This is a genomic window from Brevundimonas sp. (genome assembly GCF_052436175.1).
GTDB lineage: Bacteria > Pseudomonadota > Alphaproteobacteria > Caulobacterales > Caulobacteraceae > Brevundimonas.
The window spans coordinates 1-19,981 of the sequence record NZ_JBQVNM010000030.1; the positions used below are offsets into that span (position 1 = coordinate 1).

General features: G+C 69.5%; 20 protein-coding genes. 10 read left to right on the top strand and 10 right to left on the bottom strand.

Translation table 11 applies throughout. From position 1 onward, the window contains the following. Together ACT6QK_RS08540 and ACT6QK_RS08545 are read right to left on the bottom strand one after the other, a co-directional pair. On the bottom strand, positions 1 to 962 hold a 962-nt coding region (locus tag ACT6QK_RS08540), incomplete at its 3' end, for a DUF2793 domain-containing protein (RefSeq protein WP_444597404.1). 122 nt (positions 963 to 1,084) lie between these two features. Next, the gene (locus ACT6QK_RS08545) at positions 1,085 to 1,558 is read right to left on the bottom strand and encodes a DUF4112 domain-containing protein (protein ID WP_444597405.1); all 474 of its coding nucleotides are present in this window, start codon (positions 1,556 to 1,558) and stop codon (positions 1,085 to 1,087) included. Between the two features lie 68 nt (positions 1,559 to 1,626). Here ACT6QK_RS08545 and ACT6QK_RS08550 point away from each other — a divergent pair, with 68 nt between their 5' ends. Next, complete coding sequence (locus ACT6QK_RS08550; protein WP_444597406.1) at positions 1,627 to 2,586, top strand: endonuclease/exonuclease/phosphatase family protein; 960 nt, start codon at positions 1,627 to 1,629, stop codon at positions 2,584 to 2,586. On the opposite strand, the gene ACT6QK_RS08555 is transcribed toward ACT6QK_RS08550, so the two are convergent. The 6 genes from ACT6QK_RS08555 to ACT6QK_RS08580 form a co-directional block, all read right to left on the bottom strand. Continuing rightward, on the bottom strand, positions 2,549 to 3,775 hold the full coding sequence (locus tag ACT6QK_RS08555; RefSeq protein ID WP_444597407.1) for a CCA tRNA nucleotidyltransferase: 1,227 nt from the start codon (positions 3,773 to 3,775) through the stop codon (positions 2,549 to 2,551). The two genes, ACT6QK_RS08550 and ACT6QK_RS08555, sit on opposite strands and share 38 nt — an antisense overlap. Continuing rightward, a complete protein-coding gene (locus tag ACT6QK_RS08560) occupies positions 3,772 to 4,413 on the bottom strand; it encodes a CoA pyrophosphatase (protein ID WP_444597408.1) in 642 nt (213 codons plus the stop codon). The genes ACT6QK_RS08555 and ACT6QK_RS08560 overlap by 4 nt, the downstream gene beginning before the upstream one ends. Beyond that, positions 4,410 to 5,003, bottom strand: a complete 594-nt coding sequence (locus ACT6QK_RS08565; protein ID WP_444597409.1) for a DUF1285 domain-containing protein — start codon at positions 5,001 to 5,003, stop codon at positions 4,410 to 4,412. Before ACT6QK_RS08565 ends, ACT6QK_RS08560 begins: the two co-directional genes overlap by 4 nt. A gap of 45 nt (positions 5,004 to 5,048) precedes the next feature. Beyond that, positions 5,049 to 5,552: a GNAT family N-acetyltransferase gene (locus ACT6QK_RS08570; protein ID WP_444597410.1), complete on the bottom strand. Its 504-nt coding sequence runs from the start codon at positions 5,550 to 5,552 to the stop codon at positions 5,049 to 5,051. A gap of 61 nt (positions 5,553 to 5,613) precedes the next feature. After that, the gene (locus ACT6QK_RS08575) at positions 5,614 to 6,390 is read right to left on the bottom strand and encodes an enoyl-CoA hydratase (protein ID WP_444597411.1); all 777 of its coding nucleotides are present in this window, start codon (positions 6,388 to 6,390) and stop codon (positions 5,614 to 5,616) included. After that, entirely contained in the window at positions 6,387 to 7,550 is a 1,164-nt protein-coding gene (locus tag ACT6QK_RS08580; RefSeq protein WP_444597412.1) for an MBL fold metallo-hydrolase, read from the bottom strand. Before ACT6QK_RS08580 ends, ACT6QK_RS08575 begins: the two co-directional genes overlap by 4 nt. 156 nt (positions 7,551 to 7,706) lie before the next feature. Here ACT6QK_RS08580 and ACT6QK_RS08585 point away from each other — a divergent pair, with 156 nt between their 5' ends. The 8 genes from ACT6QK_RS08585 (at position 7,707) to ACT6QK_RS08620 (ending at position 17,499) form a co-directional block, all read left to right on the top strand. Beyond that, on the top strand, positions 7,707 to 8,666 hold the full coding sequence (locus ACT6QK_RS08585) for a hypothetical protein (protein ID WP_444597413.1): 960 nt from the start codon (positions 7,707 to 7,709) through the stop codon (positions 8,664 to 8,666). 144 nt (positions 8,667 to 8,810) lie between these two features. After that, complete coding sequence (gene xth, locus ACT6QK_RS08590; RefSeq protein ID WP_444597414.1) at positions 8,811 to 9,617, top strand: exodeoxyribonuclease III; 807 nt, start codon at positions 8,811 to 8,813, stop codon at positions 9,615 to 9,617. Between the two features lie 27 nt (positions 9,618 to 9,644). Beyond that, positions 9,645 to 10,169 (top strand): hypothetical protein, encoded by a 525-nt coding sequence (locus tag ACT6QK_RS08595; RefSeq protein WP_444597415.1) that lies wholly within the window; start codon positions 9,645 to 9,647, stop codon positions 10,167 to 10,169. Between the two features lie 216 nt (positions 10,170 to 10,385). Next, entirely contained in the window at positions 10,386 to 11,294 is a 909-nt protein-coding gene (locus ACT6QK_RS08600) for a cobalamin biosynthesis protein CbiG (protein ID WP_444597416.1), read from the top strand. 73 nt (positions 11,295 to 11,367) lie between these two features. Further along, complete coding sequence (locus tag ACT6QK_RS08605; protein WP_444597417.1) at positions 11,368 to 12,069, top strand: DUF969 domain-containing protein; 702 nt, start codon at positions 11,368 to 11,370, stop codon at positions 12,067 to 12,069. Continuing rightward, on the top strand, positions 12,066 to 13,034 hold the full coding sequence (locus ACT6QK_RS08610) for a DUF979 domain-containing protein (RefSeq protein WP_444597418.1): 969 nt from the start codon (positions 12,066 to 12,068) through the stop codon (positions 13,032 to 13,034). Before ACT6QK_RS08605 ends, ACT6QK_RS08610 begins: the two co-directional genes overlap by 4 nt. A 2-nt stretch (positions 13,035 to 13,036) precedes the next feature. Next, on the top strand, positions 13,037 to 14,053 hold the full coding sequence (locus ACT6QK_RS08615) for a DUF2891 domain-containing protein (RefSeq protein ID WP_444597419.1): 1,017 nt from the start codon (positions 13,037 to 13,039) through the stop codon (positions 14,051 to 14,053). Positions 14,054 to 14,127: 74 nt separating this feature from the next. Further along, positions 14,128 to 17,499, top strand: coding sequence for an amidohydrolase family protein (locus ACT6QK_RS08620; RefSeq protein WP_444597420.1), 3,372 nt, complete (start codon positions 14,128 to 14,130; stop codon positions 17,497 to 17,499). Between the two features lie 16 nt (positions 17,500 to 17,515). Here ACT6QK_RS08620 and ACT6QK_RS08625 read toward each other — a convergent pair whose 3' ends face one another. Together ACT6QK_RS08625 and ACT6QK_RS08630 are read right to left on the bottom strand one after the other, a co-directional pair. Then, on the bottom strand, positions 17,516 to 18,238 hold the full coding sequence (locus tag ACT6QK_RS08625; protein ID WP_444597421.1) for a LytR/AlgR family response regulator transcription factor: 723 nt from the start codon (positions 18,236 to 18,238) through the stop codon (positions 17,516 to 17,518). Then, a complete protein-coding gene (locus ACT6QK_RS08630; protein WP_444597422.1) occupies positions 18,235 to 19,380 on the bottom strand; it encodes a sensor histidine kinase in 1,146 nt (381 codons plus the stop codon). The genes ACT6QK_RS08625 and ACT6QK_RS08630 overlap by 4 nt, the downstream gene beginning before the upstream one ends. 150 nt (positions 19,381 to 19,530) lie before the next feature. On the opposite strand from ACT6QK_RS08630, the gene ACT6QK_RS08635 reads away from it, so the two are divergent. Next, positions 19,531 to 19,977, top strand: coding sequence for a DUF3592 domain-containing protein (locus ACT6QK_RS08635; RefSeq protein ID WP_444597423.1), 447 nt, complete (start codon positions 19,531 to 19,533; stop codon positions 19,975 to 19,977). Positions 19,978 to 19,981: the final 4 nt, after the last annotated feature.

Genomic DNA, 19,981 nt, shown 5'->3' on the forward strand with positions numbered 1-19,981 from the left:
GTCCCGTCCGAACCCGCCGCGCCGGACGCCGCCACGACCCCGGCAGCGCCTGCCCCGCCCAGGCCGATGGTGATGTCCAGATCCTCGCCGCCCAGGGCCTCCACGGGCCAGACAATCCGCGCCATTCCGCCCGCACCGCCGCCGCCGCCGCCGAACCGGGACGCGGCGGCCGACCCGGCCATGCCGGAACCCCCGCCCCCGCCGCCGCCCACCGCCAGCACCTCGACCCGTCGCGCCCAAACCGGCGGCGTCCAGCTAGCGTCCGCGGTCAGGACCGTGGTCTCGACCCGCCCCGATCCGCCCGGAAACACGGCCGCCCCCGTCGCCGCATCGACCCGCAAGGCCTCGCGCCAGGTCGAGCCGTCGGCGCTGACCTTGAGCAACAGATCGTCATCGCCGATCAGCCCCAGTTCCGCCCGTCCGCTCCAGCCGCTCTGGAACAGCAGGGCCAGGACATCCGCCGCACCCGCCTTGTTGAATGTGAACCTCAGGTCGCCGCCGTCGCCTCCGCCCGGCGCGGTCCACAGGGCCTTGCCGACCCGCGCCGCGAAGGGATTGGCCTCATCGGCCGTGGTGTTCAGCCCGAGGCGATCGACATTCTGGATCTCGCCCAGCCGCTCGCCCATCGGGGTCCAGCCGCCGCCGTGGCGCACCACCACCCGGCCTTCGTCCGCGATCAGGGCCACCGTCCCCTCCGGGGGGGTCTCGGCGGTCCAGCCGCTTACATCGGCTCTCACCAGATCCCCGGCCGCCCGGCCCGACCAGTCCGCCCCCGTCGCCCCGTCGGGCAGGACATAAAGGTCGCCCTCAGTCGGCGAGGCGGGTTGGGCGGTCGTGGATCGGCTGGCGATGCGGGTCTGGACCAGAACGTCCAGCCGGGTCAGGGCCTCATTGACCGTGACGTGTTTCTGCATCTGGCCCGCGACCAGATAGGGCAGTCCGAGGCGCGCGCTGGCGTCCATGTCGATCTCCGTTCGATTACGGAGATCAGTCTGATCGACCGCCGACCCGACACGGGTTCAGCGGCGCGAGAAATGAAAAACCTAAGGCGATTCAAACACGGACGGGGCTGAACCCGGCGGGCTCAGTCGTGCAGATAGACGACGCGTTTCAGCCGGCTGTCGCTCTTCACCCGTTCCATATGCCGGTCATGTTCGCCGGTCGCCCGCGCCTCGGCCTCCGAGGTCTCGACCCAATGGGTGGCCTCGATCTCCTTCTGCAGGGCCTTGGCCGCCAGCAGGTGTCCGGGGAACAGCACATCCACCAGGTCGGCCGGAATGAAGAAGGCCTCGCCGGTCAGGGTGGTCAGGGTGTCGACGCCCAGCCACGCCCCCATCTGGGCCAGGGTCGCGGGCGTGGCCTTGGCCTTCACCGCCTGGTTCAGCAGCCACCCGGCGGCACCGACGGTGTAGAGGGCGCCGACCCCCGGCACGAAGGCCAGAAGACCGTCCAGTCCGACGCCGAACGGCCCGACGCCGACCACCCGGTCGGACAGCTTCTTGACCCCCTCGACATTGGACCAGATCTTCTCGATATCCGCGATCGACCGCTTGGCCATGCGCCTACTCCCGGGTCTCGTCCCGCCCCTGCATCTGCGCACGTCCTGCGCGAGAAAGACAAGCCCGCATGGCGCCTTCCCGTCTCCTGCGTCGCCTGACGATCCTGGGGCTGATCGGCCTGCTCGGCGCGCCGGCGCTCGTCGCCCTGGCGGCCCTCAGCGGCCTCGGCCATCGCTGGGTCGATATCCTGGCCCAGTTCACCGCCCCGGCCCTGATCGGCGCGGTCCTGATCGGCCTCATGGCGCTCATTCTGCGTCTCTGGCCCGCCGCGATCGCCGGCGCACTCGTCTCCATTCTGACCCTCGTCGCCGTCTGGCCCCAGTGGGCGCCCACCCGCAGCGTGGCCGAACCGGGCGCCCCGGTCGTCACCCTCTATTTCGCCAACCTCTACATGGGCAATGACGATGTCGCGGCCATCGCCCGCTCCGTCCGCGAGGCCGATCCCGATGTCGTGGTGCTCGTCGAAATGTCGGACAGGGCGACGGCCCGCATCGAGGACATCCTCGCCGCCTACCCCTATCGCGCCATCGAGCGTCGCCCCTCGGGCCGTCTGGGCGACCGCATCACCATCGCCTCGCGCCGCCCGCTCAGCGCCCGCCCCCAGGTCGCCGGCGAGGCCCCCTATGTCGCCGCCACCGTCCAGACCGCGCTCGGCCCGCTGGATGTCATCGGCGTCCACCTGACCCGTCCCTGGCCCTACCAGTATCAGTGGGCCCAGATCCGTCAGGCCATGCACCTGACCGAGGTCCGCAAGGGCATGGATCATCCGGTCGTCATGGCGGGGGATTTCAACAGCGTCTCCAGCGCCCGCATCGGCCGTCAGATCAAGGCCGACATGGGCCTGATCCCCGCCCCCGGCTGGCCCGGCACCTGGCCGTCCCAGGCGCCGTCGCCTCTCGGGATCACCATCGACCAGGTCTATCGCTCGCCCGACCTGGCCTTGCTGGACCGCCGCCTCGGCCGACCTACAGGCTCGGACCATCGCCCGGTCATCGTCCGCCTCGCGCAGGGGAAGACAACCCCTTGATCGCCGCTTCCAGACGTTCGTCATGGCCGTCGGCCGGAAAGTCGTCGGCGATCCACCCGGCCTCAAAGGCCGCCAGCACCCGCCCGGTCTCCGGGCCCGGCGCCAGCCCCGCCTTGGCCACCTCGCGCCCGCCCACGGGCATTCTGGGTCGCGTCCAACGCTCGGCCAGCCGCTCCAGCCGCCGGACCGCCTCCGCCCCGATCCCACCCGAGGCCGCCGTCCGCATCAGCCGGTCGCGAAAGGCCTCCCGCCCGATGCCATAGAGCAGCGCCCGCGCCTCGCGGTCCGTCAGTCCGGCCGGAACCTCGCCAACCGCCGAGACCAGCCGGTCCCTTTGCCCGTTCGATAGCCGCAATCGCCCCGCCGTCGCCGCCACCGCCGCGTCATCCGGCGGCAGCAGGGCCGACAGCCTCAGGACCGGATCGTCGCTGCGGTCCACCATGGCCTCGAACAGGTTCAGCGATCCGACTTCCGGCAGCACCGCGGCCAGCACGCCCGCCTCCGCCATGGCCCGCACCGCCTCTCGCGGATCCGGCGCGGCCAGCAGTTTCAGCAGTTCCTTCGACACCCGCTCGGCCGACAGAGTCCGCACCCCCGCGGCCAGTGTCGTCGAGGCCCGCAGCCCCTCCGCATCCGGCGCGCCTCGCCCATACCAGGCGTGAAAGCGGAAGAACCTCAGGATCCTCAGATAGTCCTCGCGGATCCGGGTCTCCGCCTCGCCGACGAAGACGATCCGCCGCGCCGCCACATCGGCCAGCCCCTCGCCGGTCGGATCGAAGACCGTCCCGTCCGCGTCGGCATAGAGGGCGTTCAGCCGGAAATCCCGTCGCGCCGCGTCCTCGGCCCAGTCGTCGGTGAAAGCCACGACCGCACGCCGGCCGTCCGTTTCCACGTCCCGCCTCAGGGTGGTGATCTCATAGGGGCGCCCGCCCGACACCGCCGTCACCGTCCCGTGGGCCAGCCCGGTCGGCACGACCTTGAGGCCCGCCGCCATCAGGGCCTGCATCGACCGTTCGGGCTTGAGCGGCGTGGCCAGATCCAGATCATCGACCGGCTGACCCAGCAGGGCGTTGCGCACGCAGCCGCCCACGAACCGCACGCAGCCCGCCCCGCCCTCAGCCTCCAGCGCCGCGATCACGGCGCGCGTCTCCCGGCTGGTCAGCCACGGCTGGTCCCTCAGCGTCGTCACGCCGCCGCCTCGCCGATCTCGCCGTATAGGCGGACGCGCAGGGCCCGAATGATCCCGGCCGTCGCCCCCCAGATATAGCGGTCCTCCCACGGCATGGCCCAGAACCAGCGCCGGTCGCCGTCGTCCATGTCGAGGAAGTCGCGCCGGTGATTGGCCGCGTCCATCAGGAAGTCCCAGGGCGTCTCGAAGATGTCCGCCACCTCGGCCTCGCTCGGCCTGACCACCGGCGGCGCGTTCAGCCACCCCACCACCGGCGTGATCAGAAAGCCCGTCCCCGTCTCATAGGCGTCGCCCAGCCCCAGAACCTCGACGAGGCCCGGATCCAGCGACACCTCCTCGCGCGCTTCGCGGAGGGCCGCCTCGACCGCCGTCTCGCCGGAATCGAGCCGCCCGCCGGGAAAGGCGATCTGGCCCGAATGCTTGGTCAGGGTGTCGGCCCGGCGCGTCAGCAGCACTGACACCCCCTCGGGCCGCGCGATCAGGGGCACGAGCACGGCGGCCGGACGCAACTCCCGCTGGCCGAAATCGACGCCGGGGTTCAGGTCGAAATCCGACTTCGCCGCCGCCTGATCCGGCCTCCAGCTTTCGACCGGCGCCAGCCTGTCCCGCAGCCGCGCCTTCAACGCCTCGCCGTTCATTCCGGCCCCGCCTCGTCAACGCCGAGGTCCAGCGAGCCCAGAGCAAACGCGGCGCCGCCCGACCGCACGAACAGTCGCCCGTCGATCTCCTCGGCCCGCTCGACCAGTTCATAGAAGACCGGCCGCGAAATCCGCGCCTCCAGCCCGCGTCGCACATGCAGCCTCGGCGCCGGCTCGCCTGTCGTCGGATCGGTCTCGACGGTGATGACGTGCTCCGGCCCCGCCTCGACCACATCCCCGACGTCGGTCGTGAAGCGCAGCACGTCGCCGGCGTCGCCCGCCACCGCCTCCACCGCCACGGCCCGGAACGGCAGGTCCTCGACCTCAATCTTCAGCTTCTCGACCGGCGTGACCAGATGATAGCCGTCCGGGTCCAGTCTCAGCACGGTCGAAAACAGCCGCACGAGCTCCTTGCGCCCGATCGGCGAACCTTCATGCATCCAGGTCCCGTCCGCCCGGATGACGATGTCGATCTCGCCGCAATGTTCGGGATGCCACAGATGCACGGGCGGCAGGCCCCGGCCCGGAGCCTGCTTCGCCGCCGCCGTCACGCCTTCAAGCCCGCCCTTGGGTGTCGCCTCATCCGTCATGCCCAAGACTTAGGCGCGCCTGACGGGTTCGTCACCTGCTCGCGGTCAGCCGGCGATGCGGACCGGTCCCGCGACCGCCTCGACGCCCATCGACAGCCAAAGCACGCGGCGCTGATCCACCGGCCCCGGCAGCATGGCCTCCGGCGCGGCGACAAAGCCGAACCGCTCGAAATAGCCGCGGTCCCCGACCAGCAGCACACCGCCGACCCCGGCCGTGCGGGCGTGGTCCAGACAAGCCTGGACCAGGTCCGCGCCCAGCCCCGCGCTGCGCCGTCGAGCGTCCACGGCGATGGGACCCAGGAACAGGGCGGGCGTCTCGCCCACGGTGATCGGCCACAGCCGCACCGACCCGACCACCCGCCCGTCGTCATGGGCGACGAAGCCTGCCGCCGGAGCCGACCCCTCGCGCAGACGCTCGGCGGTCTTGGCGAACCGACCGGGCCCGAAGGCGGCCAGAACCAGGGCGTCCACGGCGGCGTGGTCCTCGCGTCGCTCGGGAGCGATCGCGGCCTGGGTCAGGACAGGGGGAGAAACGGCGGCGGTTGTCATCAGGCGCGCCCCCTAACCGCTTTTTGCGACGGTTGCGAGGCCCGGATGGGTCACCCGGTGGTCAGCCGATCTTCGAGAAGTCCGGCGCCCGCTTCTGGCTGAAGGCCATGAAGGCCTCCATCGCCTCGGGGCTCGACAGTTGCGAGCCGAAAGCCTGACCCTCACGCTGCATATGGGCCCACAGAGCCTCAGCGTCGCGCATCAGCCGCTTGGTCTTCTTCAGCGAGTTCGGCGCCCGGGCCGCGAGCTTGGCCGCCAGCTCCGCCGCGACGCCCTCGACCTCCCCGGCCGGAACCGCCCGGTTGGCCAGGCCCCAGGCCAGGGCCGTCCTCCCGTCGATCGGCTCGCCCAGGGCGAAGATCTCGAAGGCCCGCTGATGCCCCATGGTCATGGGCAGGAGGATCGACGACGCCGCCTCCGGCGCCAGGGCCAGGTTGACGAAAGGCGCCGACAGCAGGGCGTCCTCTGCCACCACCACCAGATCGCAATGCAGCAACAGGGTCAGGCCGATGCCGACCGCCCGGCCCCTGACCGCAGCCACAACCGGCTTGTCCAGATCGGCCAGCCCCTTCAGAAAACGGAACACCGGCGCGTCCGTGACCTGCCCGCCGCCAGATTGGCCGATGGCGATGAAGTCCGCGATGTCGTTGCCGGCCGAGAAGCTGTCGCCCTCGCCCCGGAACAGGACCACCCGGACCGCGTCGTCCAGCCGCGCCCGCTCGGTCGCGGCGGCCAGGGCCGAATACATGGACTGGGTGATGGCGTTTTTCTTGTCCGCCCTTTGCAGGGTGACCGTCAGAACGCCGTCGATCAGGCTTTCGCCGATGAACTCTCTCATTTCTGGTCCTCGTCTTCACTCGATTGCGGCCCGGTCGCCGTCCACCAGAACACGCCGTCGGCGTCGGTTTCGCGGCGAGCCAGACCCTTGCCGGTCAGATAGTTCAGATGCGCGACGCTTTCGCCCGTGGCCATGCCCAGCACCCCGTCTCCGATGGTCCGTGCGAACAGGCTGGAAAAGACGTCGATCGCCCGCTTCGGTTCGCCCAGACGTCGCTCCAGCCGCTTCAGCGAGGTCTCATGGCCGCGCCGCAACGCCTGGATCCGCTCTCGAACGCCCAGAAACGGCTCCCCATGCGACGGCAGGATCAGGGTCTCGGGCGGCAGCAGGGCCTCCAGCTTGTCCAGCGACCGCATCCAGTCGTCCAGCGGATCCTGCAGCGGCTCCGTCGGCCACACCGATACATTGGACGAAATGCGCGGCAGTATCTGGTCCCCCGCGATGAAGACCCCGTCCGACGCCCGCCACAGGCAGACGTGCTCTGGGCTATGGCCGCTGCCGGTCACCACCCGCCATTCGTCCCCGCCGATCGACAGGACGTCGCCGTCGCTCAACCGCGTATAGGACTGAGGCAGGGCCCAGACCGCGCGTCCGAACCGGCCGAACTCCCGGCGATAGGTCTCCAGCTGGGTCTCGGTCCATCCGCAGCCGTGGAAGAAGTCCGTGCCCGCCTTCGGCGCCGGCTTGCCGGTGTCGCCCACCAGCATTCGTCCGGTCACATACTCCAGCCGCGACATCAGCAGGGGCGCATCGAAACGCTCACACAGCCAGCCGACCAGCCCGAGGTGATCGGGGTGCATATGGGTGCAGATCACCCGCGTGACCGGCCGCCCCTCCAGAGGCCCGGCCAAGGCGGCCTCCCACCCCTCGCGCGAGTCCGGCGTATTCATTCCGGCGTCGACGACGGCCCACCCCTCGCCGTGGCGGATCGCGAACAGATTGACGTGGTTCAATGCGGCCATGGGCAGGGGCAGGCGAAGCCAGAGCACGCCCGGCGCGGCTTCGACCGCTTCTCCCGGCGCCGGCGGCTCTCCCAGGGGATAGGTCAGGCCGCGCGCGCCCGAAGACGGCTCCGGCGACGGCTCCGGCAACGGCTCCGGCAACGGCTCCGGCGATCCGTCGAACGGCGTCGTGGGGGATGTCGAGGCGTCGTCGGCCAAGTCCGTCTCCAATTGAAACGGGACCAGATAGGACGAACCCGCCCTCCACGTCCAGCGGCGAGCCTCTGCGTCGCGATGTTCGGTTCTGCCTTGACCCCGCCATGTCCTTCCGGGAAAGCAGGGAGACCATCAGGTCGCGATGACCAGGAGCATCCCGTGTTGAAGAAAGCCCTCTCCCTGATCGCCGGCGCGGCGATCGCCCTGACCATGACGACAGCGGCTGCGGCCTTCCCCGTGCCGGCCGCGCCCGCCGCCCAGGACGCCCCGCCCGCCGGCGCCGCTCCGGCCCAGAACGAAAGCCGTCGTGACCGCCGCGAGCGCGAACGCCGCGCCAACACCAACCGCAATCCGGACCAGCTTCGCGAAGCCGCCGAGGTTATCGGCCGCGCCACCAACACGACCTGCACCGTGCAGAAGGCCGTGCTGCGCGGCGTCAGCGACGAAAAGCAATCGATCTACGAAGCCGAGTGCCGCGAGGGCGGCCCGGGTTACATCTTCATCGATTCCACGCCGCCCCAGGCCCTGAGCTGCGTCGAACTGGCCGGCATCGCCGAGCTGACCGTCTACAAGGATCCGGCCGCTGTCGCCGGCCTCCAGTGCACCGCCCCCGCCAACCAGGGCGGACTTGAAGGCCTCAAGACCTATGCGACCCAGGCCGCCGTGCCCTGCACCGTCGATCGCGTGGTCCTGACCGGGAAGGTGTCTGCGGGAAACACCATCTATGAAGTCGGCTGCGCCGGCGTGGACGGCTACTGGATCAACAAGGACGCCGCCGGCGCCTGGAAGCTGACGCCCTGCATCGAACTGGTCTCGCGCAACGAGGTCTGCCGGCTCACCACCGCTGAGGAACAGGCCGCCACCATGAAGGGCTGGCTCGCGGGCAGCGAAGCCGCCACCTGCGACGTGACCCAGGGGCGCTTCATGGGCGGCAACGCCAACGGCGTCTTCTATGAGTTCAAATGCGCGGCCGGCGACGGCATCATCACGCGCATGAACGCCGAGAAGGCCGTCCAGCAGGTCTATCCCTGCGCCACCGCCCAACGCATCGGCGGCGGCTGCACCCTGACCCCGGCCCCGGCCGCTCCTCCGGCGGCCGCTCCGGCCGGCGAGGAATGATCTTCCCGAAAACCTGACGACCAAGGGCGTGGATGGGATCGCATCCACGCCCTTTTCGTATCCGGCGGTTCGCCGTCTTCTTGAGCGAATATCTGAGTTCGAAGGCGCTTCGCTTCGAACCGATTTCGCTCTAGCCTCCCGCCCATGCGCATCGCCACCTGGAACGTGAACTCCGTCAACGCCCGCCTGCCCACGGTGCTGGAGTGGCTTCAGGCCGCCTCGCCCGACGTCGTCTGCTTCCAGGAGATCAAGACGATCGACGAGAAGTTCCCGCGCGAGGCCTTCGAGAGCCTGGGCTACAACGTCGAGACCCACGGCCAGAAGACCTACAACGGCGTCGCCATCCTTTCGAAACACCCGTTGTCCGACATCCGGCGCGGCCTTCCCGGCGGCGAGACGGCCGGGCTGAACGGCGAGCCCGACGATCAGGCCCGCTATATCGAGGCGGTGATCGAGGCGCCCGTCCCGGTCCGGGTCGGGGCCATCTACCTGCCCAACGGCAATCCGGTCGGAACCGAGAAATTCCCCTACAAACTGGCCTGGTTCGAACGGTTGCGCGCCCATGCCCACGACCTGCTGGCCTATGAGGAGCCCTTCGTCCTCTGCGGCGACTACAACGTCATCCCGGAACCCGAGGACGCCCGCCATCCCGAGAATTGGCTCGGCGACGCCCTCTTCCAGCCCGAAAGCCGCGCCGCCTTCCGCGCCCTCAAATACCTCGGCCTGTCCGAGGCCGGCGAACTGGGCGGCCAGCCCCCGGGAACCTATACCTTCTGGGACTATCAGGCCGGCGCCTGGCCCAAGAACAACGGCATCCGCATCGACTTCCACCTGCTGTCGCCCCAGGCCGCCGATCGCTTCCGCAGCGTCGAGACCCACCGCGACGCCCGCGACATGGACAAGCCCTCCGATCACGTCCCGGTCGTGATCGAACTGGACCTCGCGGCGTGAGGAACTGCGCATGAGGGGGCAGGGCTGATGGGCGAGGCGTTCCGCGTCATCCTCTTGATCGGCCTGGCCGCAGCCGCCCTGACCACGGGCGCCCTGGCCCTGAGCTGGTGGATGGAGCCCGAGCGCCGCCTGCGCCGCGCCATGCTGAAAAGCCTCGGCCACGCCGCCGAGACCGAGGCCCTGGCTCCGGCCGAGGGGCGGGCCGCCGGTCTCGACTTCACCGGCGGCCAGATCGCCGTGCTCTGGGATCGCGGCGCCAACGGCTTGGTCTTTGCCTTTGACGAGGTTGAGGGCGCCGAGATGATCGTCGACGGCCATGTCGTCGCCCGGGTCCGGCGCGGCGAACCGCGCAAGGCCCTGGACATCATGGCGCCCGAGGCCGCCGAGGTGACCCTGCGCCTGATGTTCCTCGACGCCCGCTGGCCCGAGTTCGAACTGGCCCTGTGGAACGCCCGCACCCTGTCCCACGCGCCGTCCCACACCGCCTCGCCCGCCGAAGCCCTCCGCCTCGGCCGCCGCTGGCTCTCCCACATCGAGGCCTTGATGCGTTAGATTTGGCGCTGACGCGCCGCGCTACGTTCGCGACGCGGTCGCTCACTGCTTGAGCGCATAATTGTCTTGGATATGGGCATGCGCGAAGCGCCAGGCCGCGTCGGGTCGGGAGGTCCCGAAGGGCCGACGACCGCGGCCCAAGCATACTGGCGCGCTTGCGCGCCAGAGAGTAGAAGCCGCCATCCTTGTAGTTTTCGCCTTTTGAAGGAGGCCGTCGTGGCCCGCCTTTTCGACGCCTATGTGATCGCCGACTGGACCGCCGCCGAGGGCAAGAAGCTCGGCGAGGGCTCCCTGTGGATCGGCGTGGCCAAGCGCGACGTCCGTTTCCGTCTCTATACCGAGACCCACAACGTCGCGACGCGCGCCGAGGGCGAGGCCCTGCTCAACAGCCTGCTGGCGGATCACAGGAAGCGCGGCGACCGCGTCCTGCTCGGCTTCGACTTCACCCTCGGCTATCCGGCGGGCACGGCCGCGCGCCTGGGCCTGAAGGCCGAACCGGCCTGGTCGGCGATGTGGAAATTCATCGACGACAACCTCAAGGACAAGCCGGACAACACCAACAACCGCTACCAGGTGGCGGCCAAGATGAACCGGCTGATGACCGATCAGCCCTGGCCCTTCTGGGGCGCGCCGGCCAGCCAGGCCCAGCGCTGGCTGACCACGACCAAGCCGCCCGTCGGCTCCGGCGCCGACATCCCCGAACTGCGCGCCACCGAACAGGCGCCGGTGGCGGGCAAGCACGCGCCCAAGAGCGTCTGGCAGATGCACGGCGCGGGCGCTGTCGGCGGCCAGACCCTGGTCGGCATCCCGGTCGCCCGTCGTCTGCTGGAGAGCCTCGGCGCCTCGGCCGCCGTCTGGCCCTTCGGCACCGGCTGGCGCGCCCTGGACGCCGCCGACGTCGAACCCCTGTCCGTCCTCATCGCCGAGGTCTGGCCGGCCCTCTACGCCGCCAAGCCCGCGACCGGCGAGTTCAAGGACCAGGCCAAGGTCCGCCTGACCGCCGAGCACTTCGCCAACCTCGACGACCGGGGCGAACTCGGCGCCGCCTTCGGCCCGCCCAGGGGAACCGACGAGGCGAAGATCGCCGCCGTCGAGACCGAGGAAGGCTGGATTCTCGGGGTCTGATTTTCGCAGCCCGAACCGGCTTCCCGCGCAGGGCGTCAGGCGATAGCGTCGCCTCTCGCGGGGAGATGACTTCATGCTGGTGCTTCTGGGGATCGCGGTTCTGGTCGCGGGCTTTCTGCTCAGGCTCAATCCGCTGGTCGTCATTCTGGCGGCGGCCCTCGTCACCGGCCTGACCGGTGGGCTCAGCCTGCCCGAGACCATCGCCGCCTTCGGCAAGGCCTTCAACGACAACCGTTATATCTCCATCGTCTGGCTGGTCCTGCCGGTCATCGGCCTGCTCGAACGCTACGGTCTTCAGGAGCAGGCCCGGCGGCTGATCGGGGGCCTCAGGACTGTGACCACCGGCCGTCTGCTGGCCGGCTATCTTCTGGCGCGCCAGATCACCGCCGCCCTGGGCCAGACCAAGCTCGGCGGCCACCCCCAGATGGTCCGTCCCCTCATCGCCCCCATGGCCGAGGCCGCCGCCGAGGCCCGGCATCCGAACCTGCCGGACAGGACCCGATTCCTGATCCGGTCCCATGCGGCGGGCGCCGACAACATCGGCCTGTTCTTCGGCGAGGACATCTTCATCGCCATCGCCTCGATCCTGCTCATCAAGGGCTTCCTTGAGCAGAACGGCATCATCGTCCAGCCGCTGCATCTGTCGGTCTGGGCCATCCCGACCGCTATCGTCGCCTTCGCCATCCACGGCACGCGGCTGATCCTGCTCGACCGCCGCATCGCCCGGGAGGCGGCCACTATCGATGCCGCGGCTGAAGGGGAGGCGCGTCCATGATCTCCCTCGTCTGGGTCTATGTGCTGGCGGGCCTGACCTTCGCCGCCTTCTCGGTCTTCAGCCTGACCGATGCGGAGAACCCCAAACGGTTCCGGAACGCCGCCTTCTGGGGCCTCCTGGCCGTCAGCTTCCTGTTCGGCCAGTGGCTGGGCGACCTCGGCAACGGCATCCTGCTGATCGCCCTCGTCGCCATCGCCGGCGTCGGCGGTCTCGGTCAGGGCAAACCCCCGACCACCACGCCCGAAGAACGGCTGGCCCATGCCAGGCGATTCGGCGCCCGGCTGTTCATCCCGGCCCTCATCATCCCGGTCACCGCCCTCCTCGGCACCCTCGTTCTGGCCAAGGTGAAGTTCGGCGACACCCCCCTGTTCGACCCCAAGGACCCGACCCTGATCGCCCTCGGCCTCGGCGTCGTCCTGGCCCTGGCGACCGCCTTCGCCATGTTCCGGCCGCCCGTGACCGCCCCGCTTCAGGAGGGCCGCCGCCTGATGGATTCCGTCGGCTGGGCCGCCATCCTGCCCCAGATGCTGGCCGCCCTCGGCGCCGTCTTCGCCCTGGCCGGGGTGGGTCAGGTCGTCGGCGGACTGGTCTCGGACGTGGTGCCCATGACCGGCCCTCTGATCGCCGTCGTCGCCTACTGCATCGGCATGGCCCTGTTCACCGTCATCATGGGCAACGCCTTCGCCGCCTTTCCGGTCATGACCGCCGCCATCGGCCTGCCGTTCGTCATCCACCAATTCGGCGGGAACCCGGCCATCGTCTGCGCCATCGGCATGCTGTCCGGCTTCTGCGGCACCCTGCTGACCCCGATGGCGGCCAACTTCAACGTCGTGCCCGCCAACCTGCTGGACCTGCCGGACCGCAACGCCGCCTTCAACGGCGTGATCCGCGCCCAGGCCCCGACCGCCCTGGCCCTGCTCCTGGCCAACATGGTCCTGATGTACCTTCTGGCCTTCCGGTTCTGAGCATGACCGCGCTCACCCCCGACATCGCCGCCCTCTACGCCCGCACCGCCCTCGGCCACGTCACGCGCGAATGGCCCTACAAGATGGATCACGTCTTCACCGGCCCACAGGACGTGATGAAGCCGCGCGAGGCCCATCCGATCTTCTTCGGCAGTTTCGACTGGCACTCCTGCGTTCATGGCTGGTGGACCCTGTTGACGACCCTGCGCCTCCACCCCGACATGGCAGAGGCGCCGCGGATCATCGCCCTGGCCGACGACAGCTTCACCCCGGACAAGGTCGCCGCCGAGGTCGCCTATCTGGCCCGCCCCTCCAGCCGGGGGTTCGAACGGCCCTACGGCTGGGCCTGGCTGCTGATGCTGGCCGCCGAACTGAAGCGCCACGACACCGACCACGGCCGTCGGTGGTCCCGCACGCTTCAGCCCCTCGCCGACGCCTTCGCAGACCGCTTCAAATCCTATCTGCCCCTGGCGACCTATCCTGTCCGGGTCGGAACCCATTTCAACACCGCCTTCGCCCTGCGCCTGACGCTCGACTACGCCGAGGCCTTCGATGACGCCGACCTCGCCGCTCTCTGCCGAGACCGGTCCCTCGCCTGGCATGCCGACGACCGCGACTGCCCGGCTTGGGAGCCGTCGCAGGACGAGTTCCTGTCCTCGGCCCTGACCGAGGCGGCCCTGATGCGACGGGTGCTTCCGCCGGTCGATTTCACCGTCTGGTTCGACGCCTTCCTGCCCCGCGTGTCCGAGGGTCTGCCTGCGACCCTGTTCGCCCCCGCGTCGGTCAGCGACCGCACCGACGGCAAGATCGCCCACCTGGACGGCCTGAACCTCAGCCGCGCCTGGTGCTGGCGCGAGATCGCCTCGGGCCTCCCTTCCGACCATCCCGCCCGGACGTCGGCCCTGTCCGCCGCCGCCACCCATCTCGACGCCGCCCTGCCCCAGGTCACCGGCGACTATATGGGCGAACACTGGCTGGCCAGCTTCGCCCTCCTCGCCCTGCTGGCGGACCCGGGCTGATCCGTCCGCGACCGGACTGGCCAAGACCGGAAAGAACCGGCTAGACCTGCGCCCTCACAGTAGGGGAATGGGCGATGAAGCGTTTCTGGCTGACCACGGTCGCGGCTCTGGCTATCGGGGGCGCCGCCGTCGCCCAGACGCCGCCCTCGCCCCAACCCGCTCCTCCGGCCCCGACGCCCGAACAGCCCGCGCCCGAGCCCGTCGTCCAGGCCGGCCCCGCCACCACGCCGGTCGCGCCGCCGGCCACGCCCGAAAAACCCAAGTGGGATGTGCAGAACCCGGCCGGGCCCAGCGAGACCATCACCCTCGACGTCACCCAGGGCACCTGGATGTCGGTGGACGTCAGCCCTGACGGCCGCGAGATCGTTTTCGACCTGCTGGGCGACATCTATGTCATGCCGATCGGCGGCGGAGAGGCGCGCAACATCGCCTCGGGCGTCGCCTGGGACATGCAGCCCAAGTGGTCGCCGGACGGGACGAAGATCGCCTTCACCTCCGACCGGGGCGGCGGCGACAACATCTGGGTTATGGACCGCGACGGCTCCAACCCGACCCAGGTATCCAAGGAGACCTTCCGCCTCGTGACCCAGCCCGACTGGTCGCCGGACGGCGACTTCATCGTCGGCCGCAAGCACTTCACCTCGGGTCGTTCGCTCGGCGCCGGCGAGATGTGGATGTGGCACCGCGCGGGCGGGGGCTCGGGTGTCCAACTGACCGAGCGCCGCACACAGCAGAAAGACACGGGCGAACCCGCCTTCTCGCCTGACGGCCGCTATCTCTACTATTCGGACGACGCCACCCCCGGCGGCACCTTCGAATACTCCAAGGATCCCAACACCCAGATCTACGTCATCCGCCGCCTCGACCGGCAAACGGGCGAGACCGAGGTCTTCCTGTCCGGTCCCGGCGGTTCGATCCGCCCGCAGCCCTCGCCGGACGGCAAGTCCGTCGCCTTCATCCGGCGTGTTCGCTACAAGTCCGTCCTCTATGTCATGGACATCGCCTCGGGCCGCGAGACGCCGATTTATGACGGTCTGGACCGCGACCTTCAGGAGACCTGGGCCATCCACGGCGTCTATCCGGCCTTCAGCTGGACGCCCGACAACGCCTCCATCGTCGTCTGGGCCGGAGGCCAGATCCGCAAGGTCGATGTGGCCTCAAAGGCCGTCTCCGACATTCCCTTCCACGTCGCCGACACCCGCCGCATCGAGCCCGCCGTCCGCTTCCCGGTAGACGTCGCGCCCGCGCAGTTCGACGTCAAGATGGTCCGCTGGGCCCAGGCCTCGCCGGACGGCTCGAAGGTCGTGTTCGAGGCCCTCGGCAATCTCTGGGTCCGCGACCTGAACGTGGAAGGCCAGCCCGGCGCCCCGCGTCGCCTGACGCGCCAGTCGGACCATTTCGAACTCTATCCGGCCTGGTCCCGCGACGGCCGGTCGATCGTCTACACCACCTGGTCGGACAAGGACCTGGGCACGGTCCGCGTCATCCCCGCCTCGGGCGGCGAGGGGCGTGTCGTCACCCGCAACCCCGGCCACTATGTCGAGCCGGCCTTCAGTCCGGACGGCCGCACGGTCGTCTATCGCGCCACCACCGACGGCTTCCTGACCACCGCCCTATGGGGCCGCAACCCCGGCCTCTATCGCGTGCCCACGGCGGGCGGCGAGCCGGTCCTGGTCACCGACGAGGGCTCCGCGCCTCGCTTCGGCGCCTCCAACGACCGGCTGTTCTTCGTCGACAGCCAGGACGGCAAGCGCGCCCTGAAGTCCATCGACCTGAACGGCCACGACGAACGCACCCACCTGCTCAGCGAGAACGCCTCCGAGTTCGTGGTGTCCCCCGACGAGAAATGGGTGGCCTGGACCGAGCGGTTCAACGCCTTCGTCGCCCCCTTCGTCTCGACCGGACGCCCCGTCACCGTCTCGGCCAAGGGCGACGCCATCCCCCAGACCCGCGTCACCCGCGACGCCGGCGAATGGCTGAACTGGTCGGGCGATTCGAAACGTCTGACCTGGTCCCTCGGCCCGGAATTCTTCACCCGCAGCCTGGACCAGTCCTTCGCCTTCGTGGACGGCGCCCCGGCCGAACTGCCCAAGCCCGCCGAGCACGGCGTCGCCATCGGCTTTTCCGCCCCGACCGAGGCCCCGACCGGCCGTCTGGTCCTGACCGGCGCCCGCATCGTCACCATGAAGGGTGATGAGGTCATCGAGAACGGCGTCATCATCGTCAACGGGAACCGCATCGAGTCGGTCGGTCCCTGGGGCTCAGTCGCCATCCCGGCCGCCGCGACCCAGATCGACATGACGGGCAAGACCATCATCCCGGGCCTGATCGACGCCCACTGGCACGGGTCGATGGGCTCCGAGGAGATCATCCCGCAGCAGAGCTGGGTGAACTACGCCTCCCTGGCCTTCGGGGTGACGACGATCCACGATCCGTCGAACGATTCGTCCGAGATCTTCGCCCACTCCGAATACGCCCGGGCCGGCCGCGTCGTGGCGCCGCGCATCTTCTCGACCGTCACCATCCTCTATGGCGCCCAGACGCCCTTCACCGCCCAGATCGACAGTCTGGAAGACGCCCAATCGACCCTTCGACGCATGAAGGCCCTCGGAGCCATTTCGGTGAAGAGCTATAACCAGCCCCGTCGTGACCAGCGCCAGCAGATCATCGAGGCGGCCCGCGAACTGGGCATCATGGTGGTGCCCGAGGGCGGCTCCCTGTTCCAGCACAATATGTCGATGCTGGTCGACGGCCACACGACGATCGAACATTCGATCCCCCTCGCAAACCTCTATGACGACGTCCACCAGCTGTGGCGTCAGACCAAGGTCGCCTACACCCCGACCCTGGTCGTGGCCTATGGCGGCAACTGGGGCGAGAACTACTGGTATCAGGAGAGCAACGTCTGGGATCAGCCGATCCTGCGCCAGTACGTCCCGCGCCGCATCCTCGACGCCCGCGCCCGCCGCCCGGTCCATGTCCTGCCGGAAGAACTGAACCACATCTCCATCGCCCGCGAGGCGCGCCGTCTGAACGACATCGGCGTTCTGACCAACATCGGCGCCCACGGCCAGCGCGAGGGTCTGGGATCGCACTGGGACATGTGGGCCTTCGCCCAGGGCGGCATGACGCCGATGCAGGCCCTGCGCACGGGCACCATCAACCCGGCCCGCTCCCTGGGCATGGACAAGGACCTGGGCTCGCTGGAGGCCGGCAAGCTGGCCGACATGGTGGTGCTGGACAGCAATCCGCTGGACAACATCCGCAACACCACCTCGATCCGCTACACGGTCTTGAACGGCCGGGTCTACGACAGCGGCATGAACGAGGTCGGCCGTCGCGAACGCCCGCGCGCCCCCTTCTGGCACCAGTCGGCCGACGGCGAGGCCAGCGCGGCCGGCGCCGCCCTCGTCACCACCGACAGCCACGGCCACGGCCCGGACTGACGACGATCAGGCCAGGTCAGGTCAGCGTCCAACCCCGCACCCGGGCGCGATAGGCGGGGCCGACCGGCAGGTCGGCTCCGCAGTCCAGCCTGACCCTCAGGCTCCGTCCGGCCTGGACCACGGCCTCGACGCGCGACGGCCTGACCATCACCGACCGATGAATGCGGACGAGACCGTGCGGGACCGCCAAGGTCTCGATCCCGGCCATGGTGGCGCGGTGCATCCAGGCGCGCCCGTCGACGTGCAGGAAGACGTGATCCCTGGCGGCCACGATATGCGACACCTCGCCCAGCGGCACCCTCACCTGACCGTGGCGCGCGGCGACCCAGATCGCGTCGCCGCGGGGGGCCTCGGCCATCGGCGCGCGTCCCGCGCCCGCCCGTTCCAGCCGCCGACGCGCCCGTTCCAGCGCCTCCGCCAGCCGCTCGCGCCGAATGGGCTTGAGCAGATAGTCGGCCGCGTCGAGATCGAAGGCGTCGGCGGCATGGGTGGCGTGGGCGGTGGCGAAAACGATCAACGGCCGCCCGTCGCCGGCCATCCGGCACGCCGCCTCCACGCCGCTCATGCCCGGCATCTGAATGTCGAGAAAGACGAGGTCGGGGTTCTGCGACCGAACCAGCGCCAGGGTTTGGTCGGCGTCTTTCGCCTCGCCCACGATCCGGACCCCGTCCTCCCCGGCGAGCAGATTGCGGATCAGATCGCGCGCCAGAGGTTCGTCGTCGGCGATGACGACCTTCACGACGCGACCTTGCGGCGACGAGGCCTGACCGCCCCCGGCTTGGGCCGCGCCTCCATCATGGGCAGGCCGATCTCGGCGCGGAAACCGTCATCCAGAGGCAGTGCCGTCAGCCAGGCCCCCTCGCCGCGCGCAATAGCCAGCCGCTGGCGGGTATTGGCCAGGCCTATGCCGTGCTTGACCTGATGCTCGTCGGCCTGGGCGGCGGACGAGGCCGCCCGGACGCCGCCGCCGCCGGCCCGGTTCTCGACGGTCAGGATCAGATTTTCGCCTTCCAGGCGTGAGGCCACCCGGATCGACACGGGGTGGCTGACCGGCGCCACGCCATACTTGACCGCATTTTCCGCCAGCGGCTGAAGAAGGAAGCTCGGCGTCATGATGCTCAAGGTTTCGGGGTCCACGTCGAGCACGACCTTCATGCGGTCGCCGAACCGGATTTCCTCGATCCTGAGATAGGCCTGCAACGTCGCCAGCTCCTCTTCCAGCGTCACGTCCCGCGCCGGGTCGGCGTTCAACGATGACCGCAGGAAATCGGCCAGCAGCCCGATCATCCGTTCGGCGTCGTCCTCGCGCCGCGCCACGACCAGGCTGGCGACGCTGTTCAGGGCGTTGAACATGAAATGCGGATTCAACTGCATCCGCAGGGCCGAGGCCTCGGCCCTCTGATGCGCGGCCTCCAGCGCATTGGCGCGCGCCTCATTGTACCGGGCCAGGCTATTGGCCCGCGCCGTGCCGGTGATGGCGAACATCAGGCCGAAGGTCCAGAAGTAGAGAATAAGCACCGGACCCAGCCGGTGCTGGCCCAGATTGGTCGCCCAGACGCGCCAGTCCGGGATCACCGTCAGGGCCAGAATCTTGAGGTAGTGCAGATCGACGACGGTTTGGATCGCGCCGGCGCAGAGGGTCGCGCCGATCATCAAGGGCCATCGCACCCAGGGCGACAGCGAACCGGTCCTGCCTAGCACCCAGAGCAGCCCCAGCGACTGACCAACGCCCAGCGCATAGAGCGGCAGGTTGGTCAGGAACATGAAGCCCAGAAAATAGGTTCGGCCTCCGAGCGTGGCCGTGATGTCCACCAGCAGGTAGCCGAACCCCCAGAGGATCAGCACCAGAGCAATCGTGGCCCGGTCATTGAAGCGTTTCACCGTCGGCCCCCGCCCCCCCGTCTCGCGACACGAACCCGATTCGACCCTGCCACGCCGGTTCGTCGCATCGACGACGGCGTTGGTCGCATCAGGTTCGACAAACCCGCGTTCTGCAACCTTTATTTTCTGACGGACCGGAGGGGGCCGAAGATGGATCCTGTCATTCTGTTGCTCACGGTCGTGCCCGGCGTCCTTGCGCCGCTCCTGACCTTCTGGATGGCCGCGCGCGCCGAGACGCGCATCCGCGAGGCCCGCCATTGGCCGATCGCCCGCGCTCGGGTCGTCGAGTCGAGGATCAGCCGAAACGCCAAGGGCGGCCGCTGGGCCACGGTCCGCTACGCCTATGAGGTCGGCGGCGCCCGCCACCAGTCGACGCGTCTGTCCTTCGTCCAGACCAATCTGACGGGGGAACAGGTTGACGCCGTCCTGGCCCGCTATCCGGCCGGCGCCGAGATCGAGGCCCGCTACGACCCGAGCCGGCCCGCCTACGCCGTCATCGAGCCCACCGGCGACGTCAAGACCCTCCGCCTCGCCGGGGTCTTCGTGGGCGCCGCCTTCCTGCTCGTCGCCGTCATTCTCGTCTTCACCGGGGCCTGAGCGG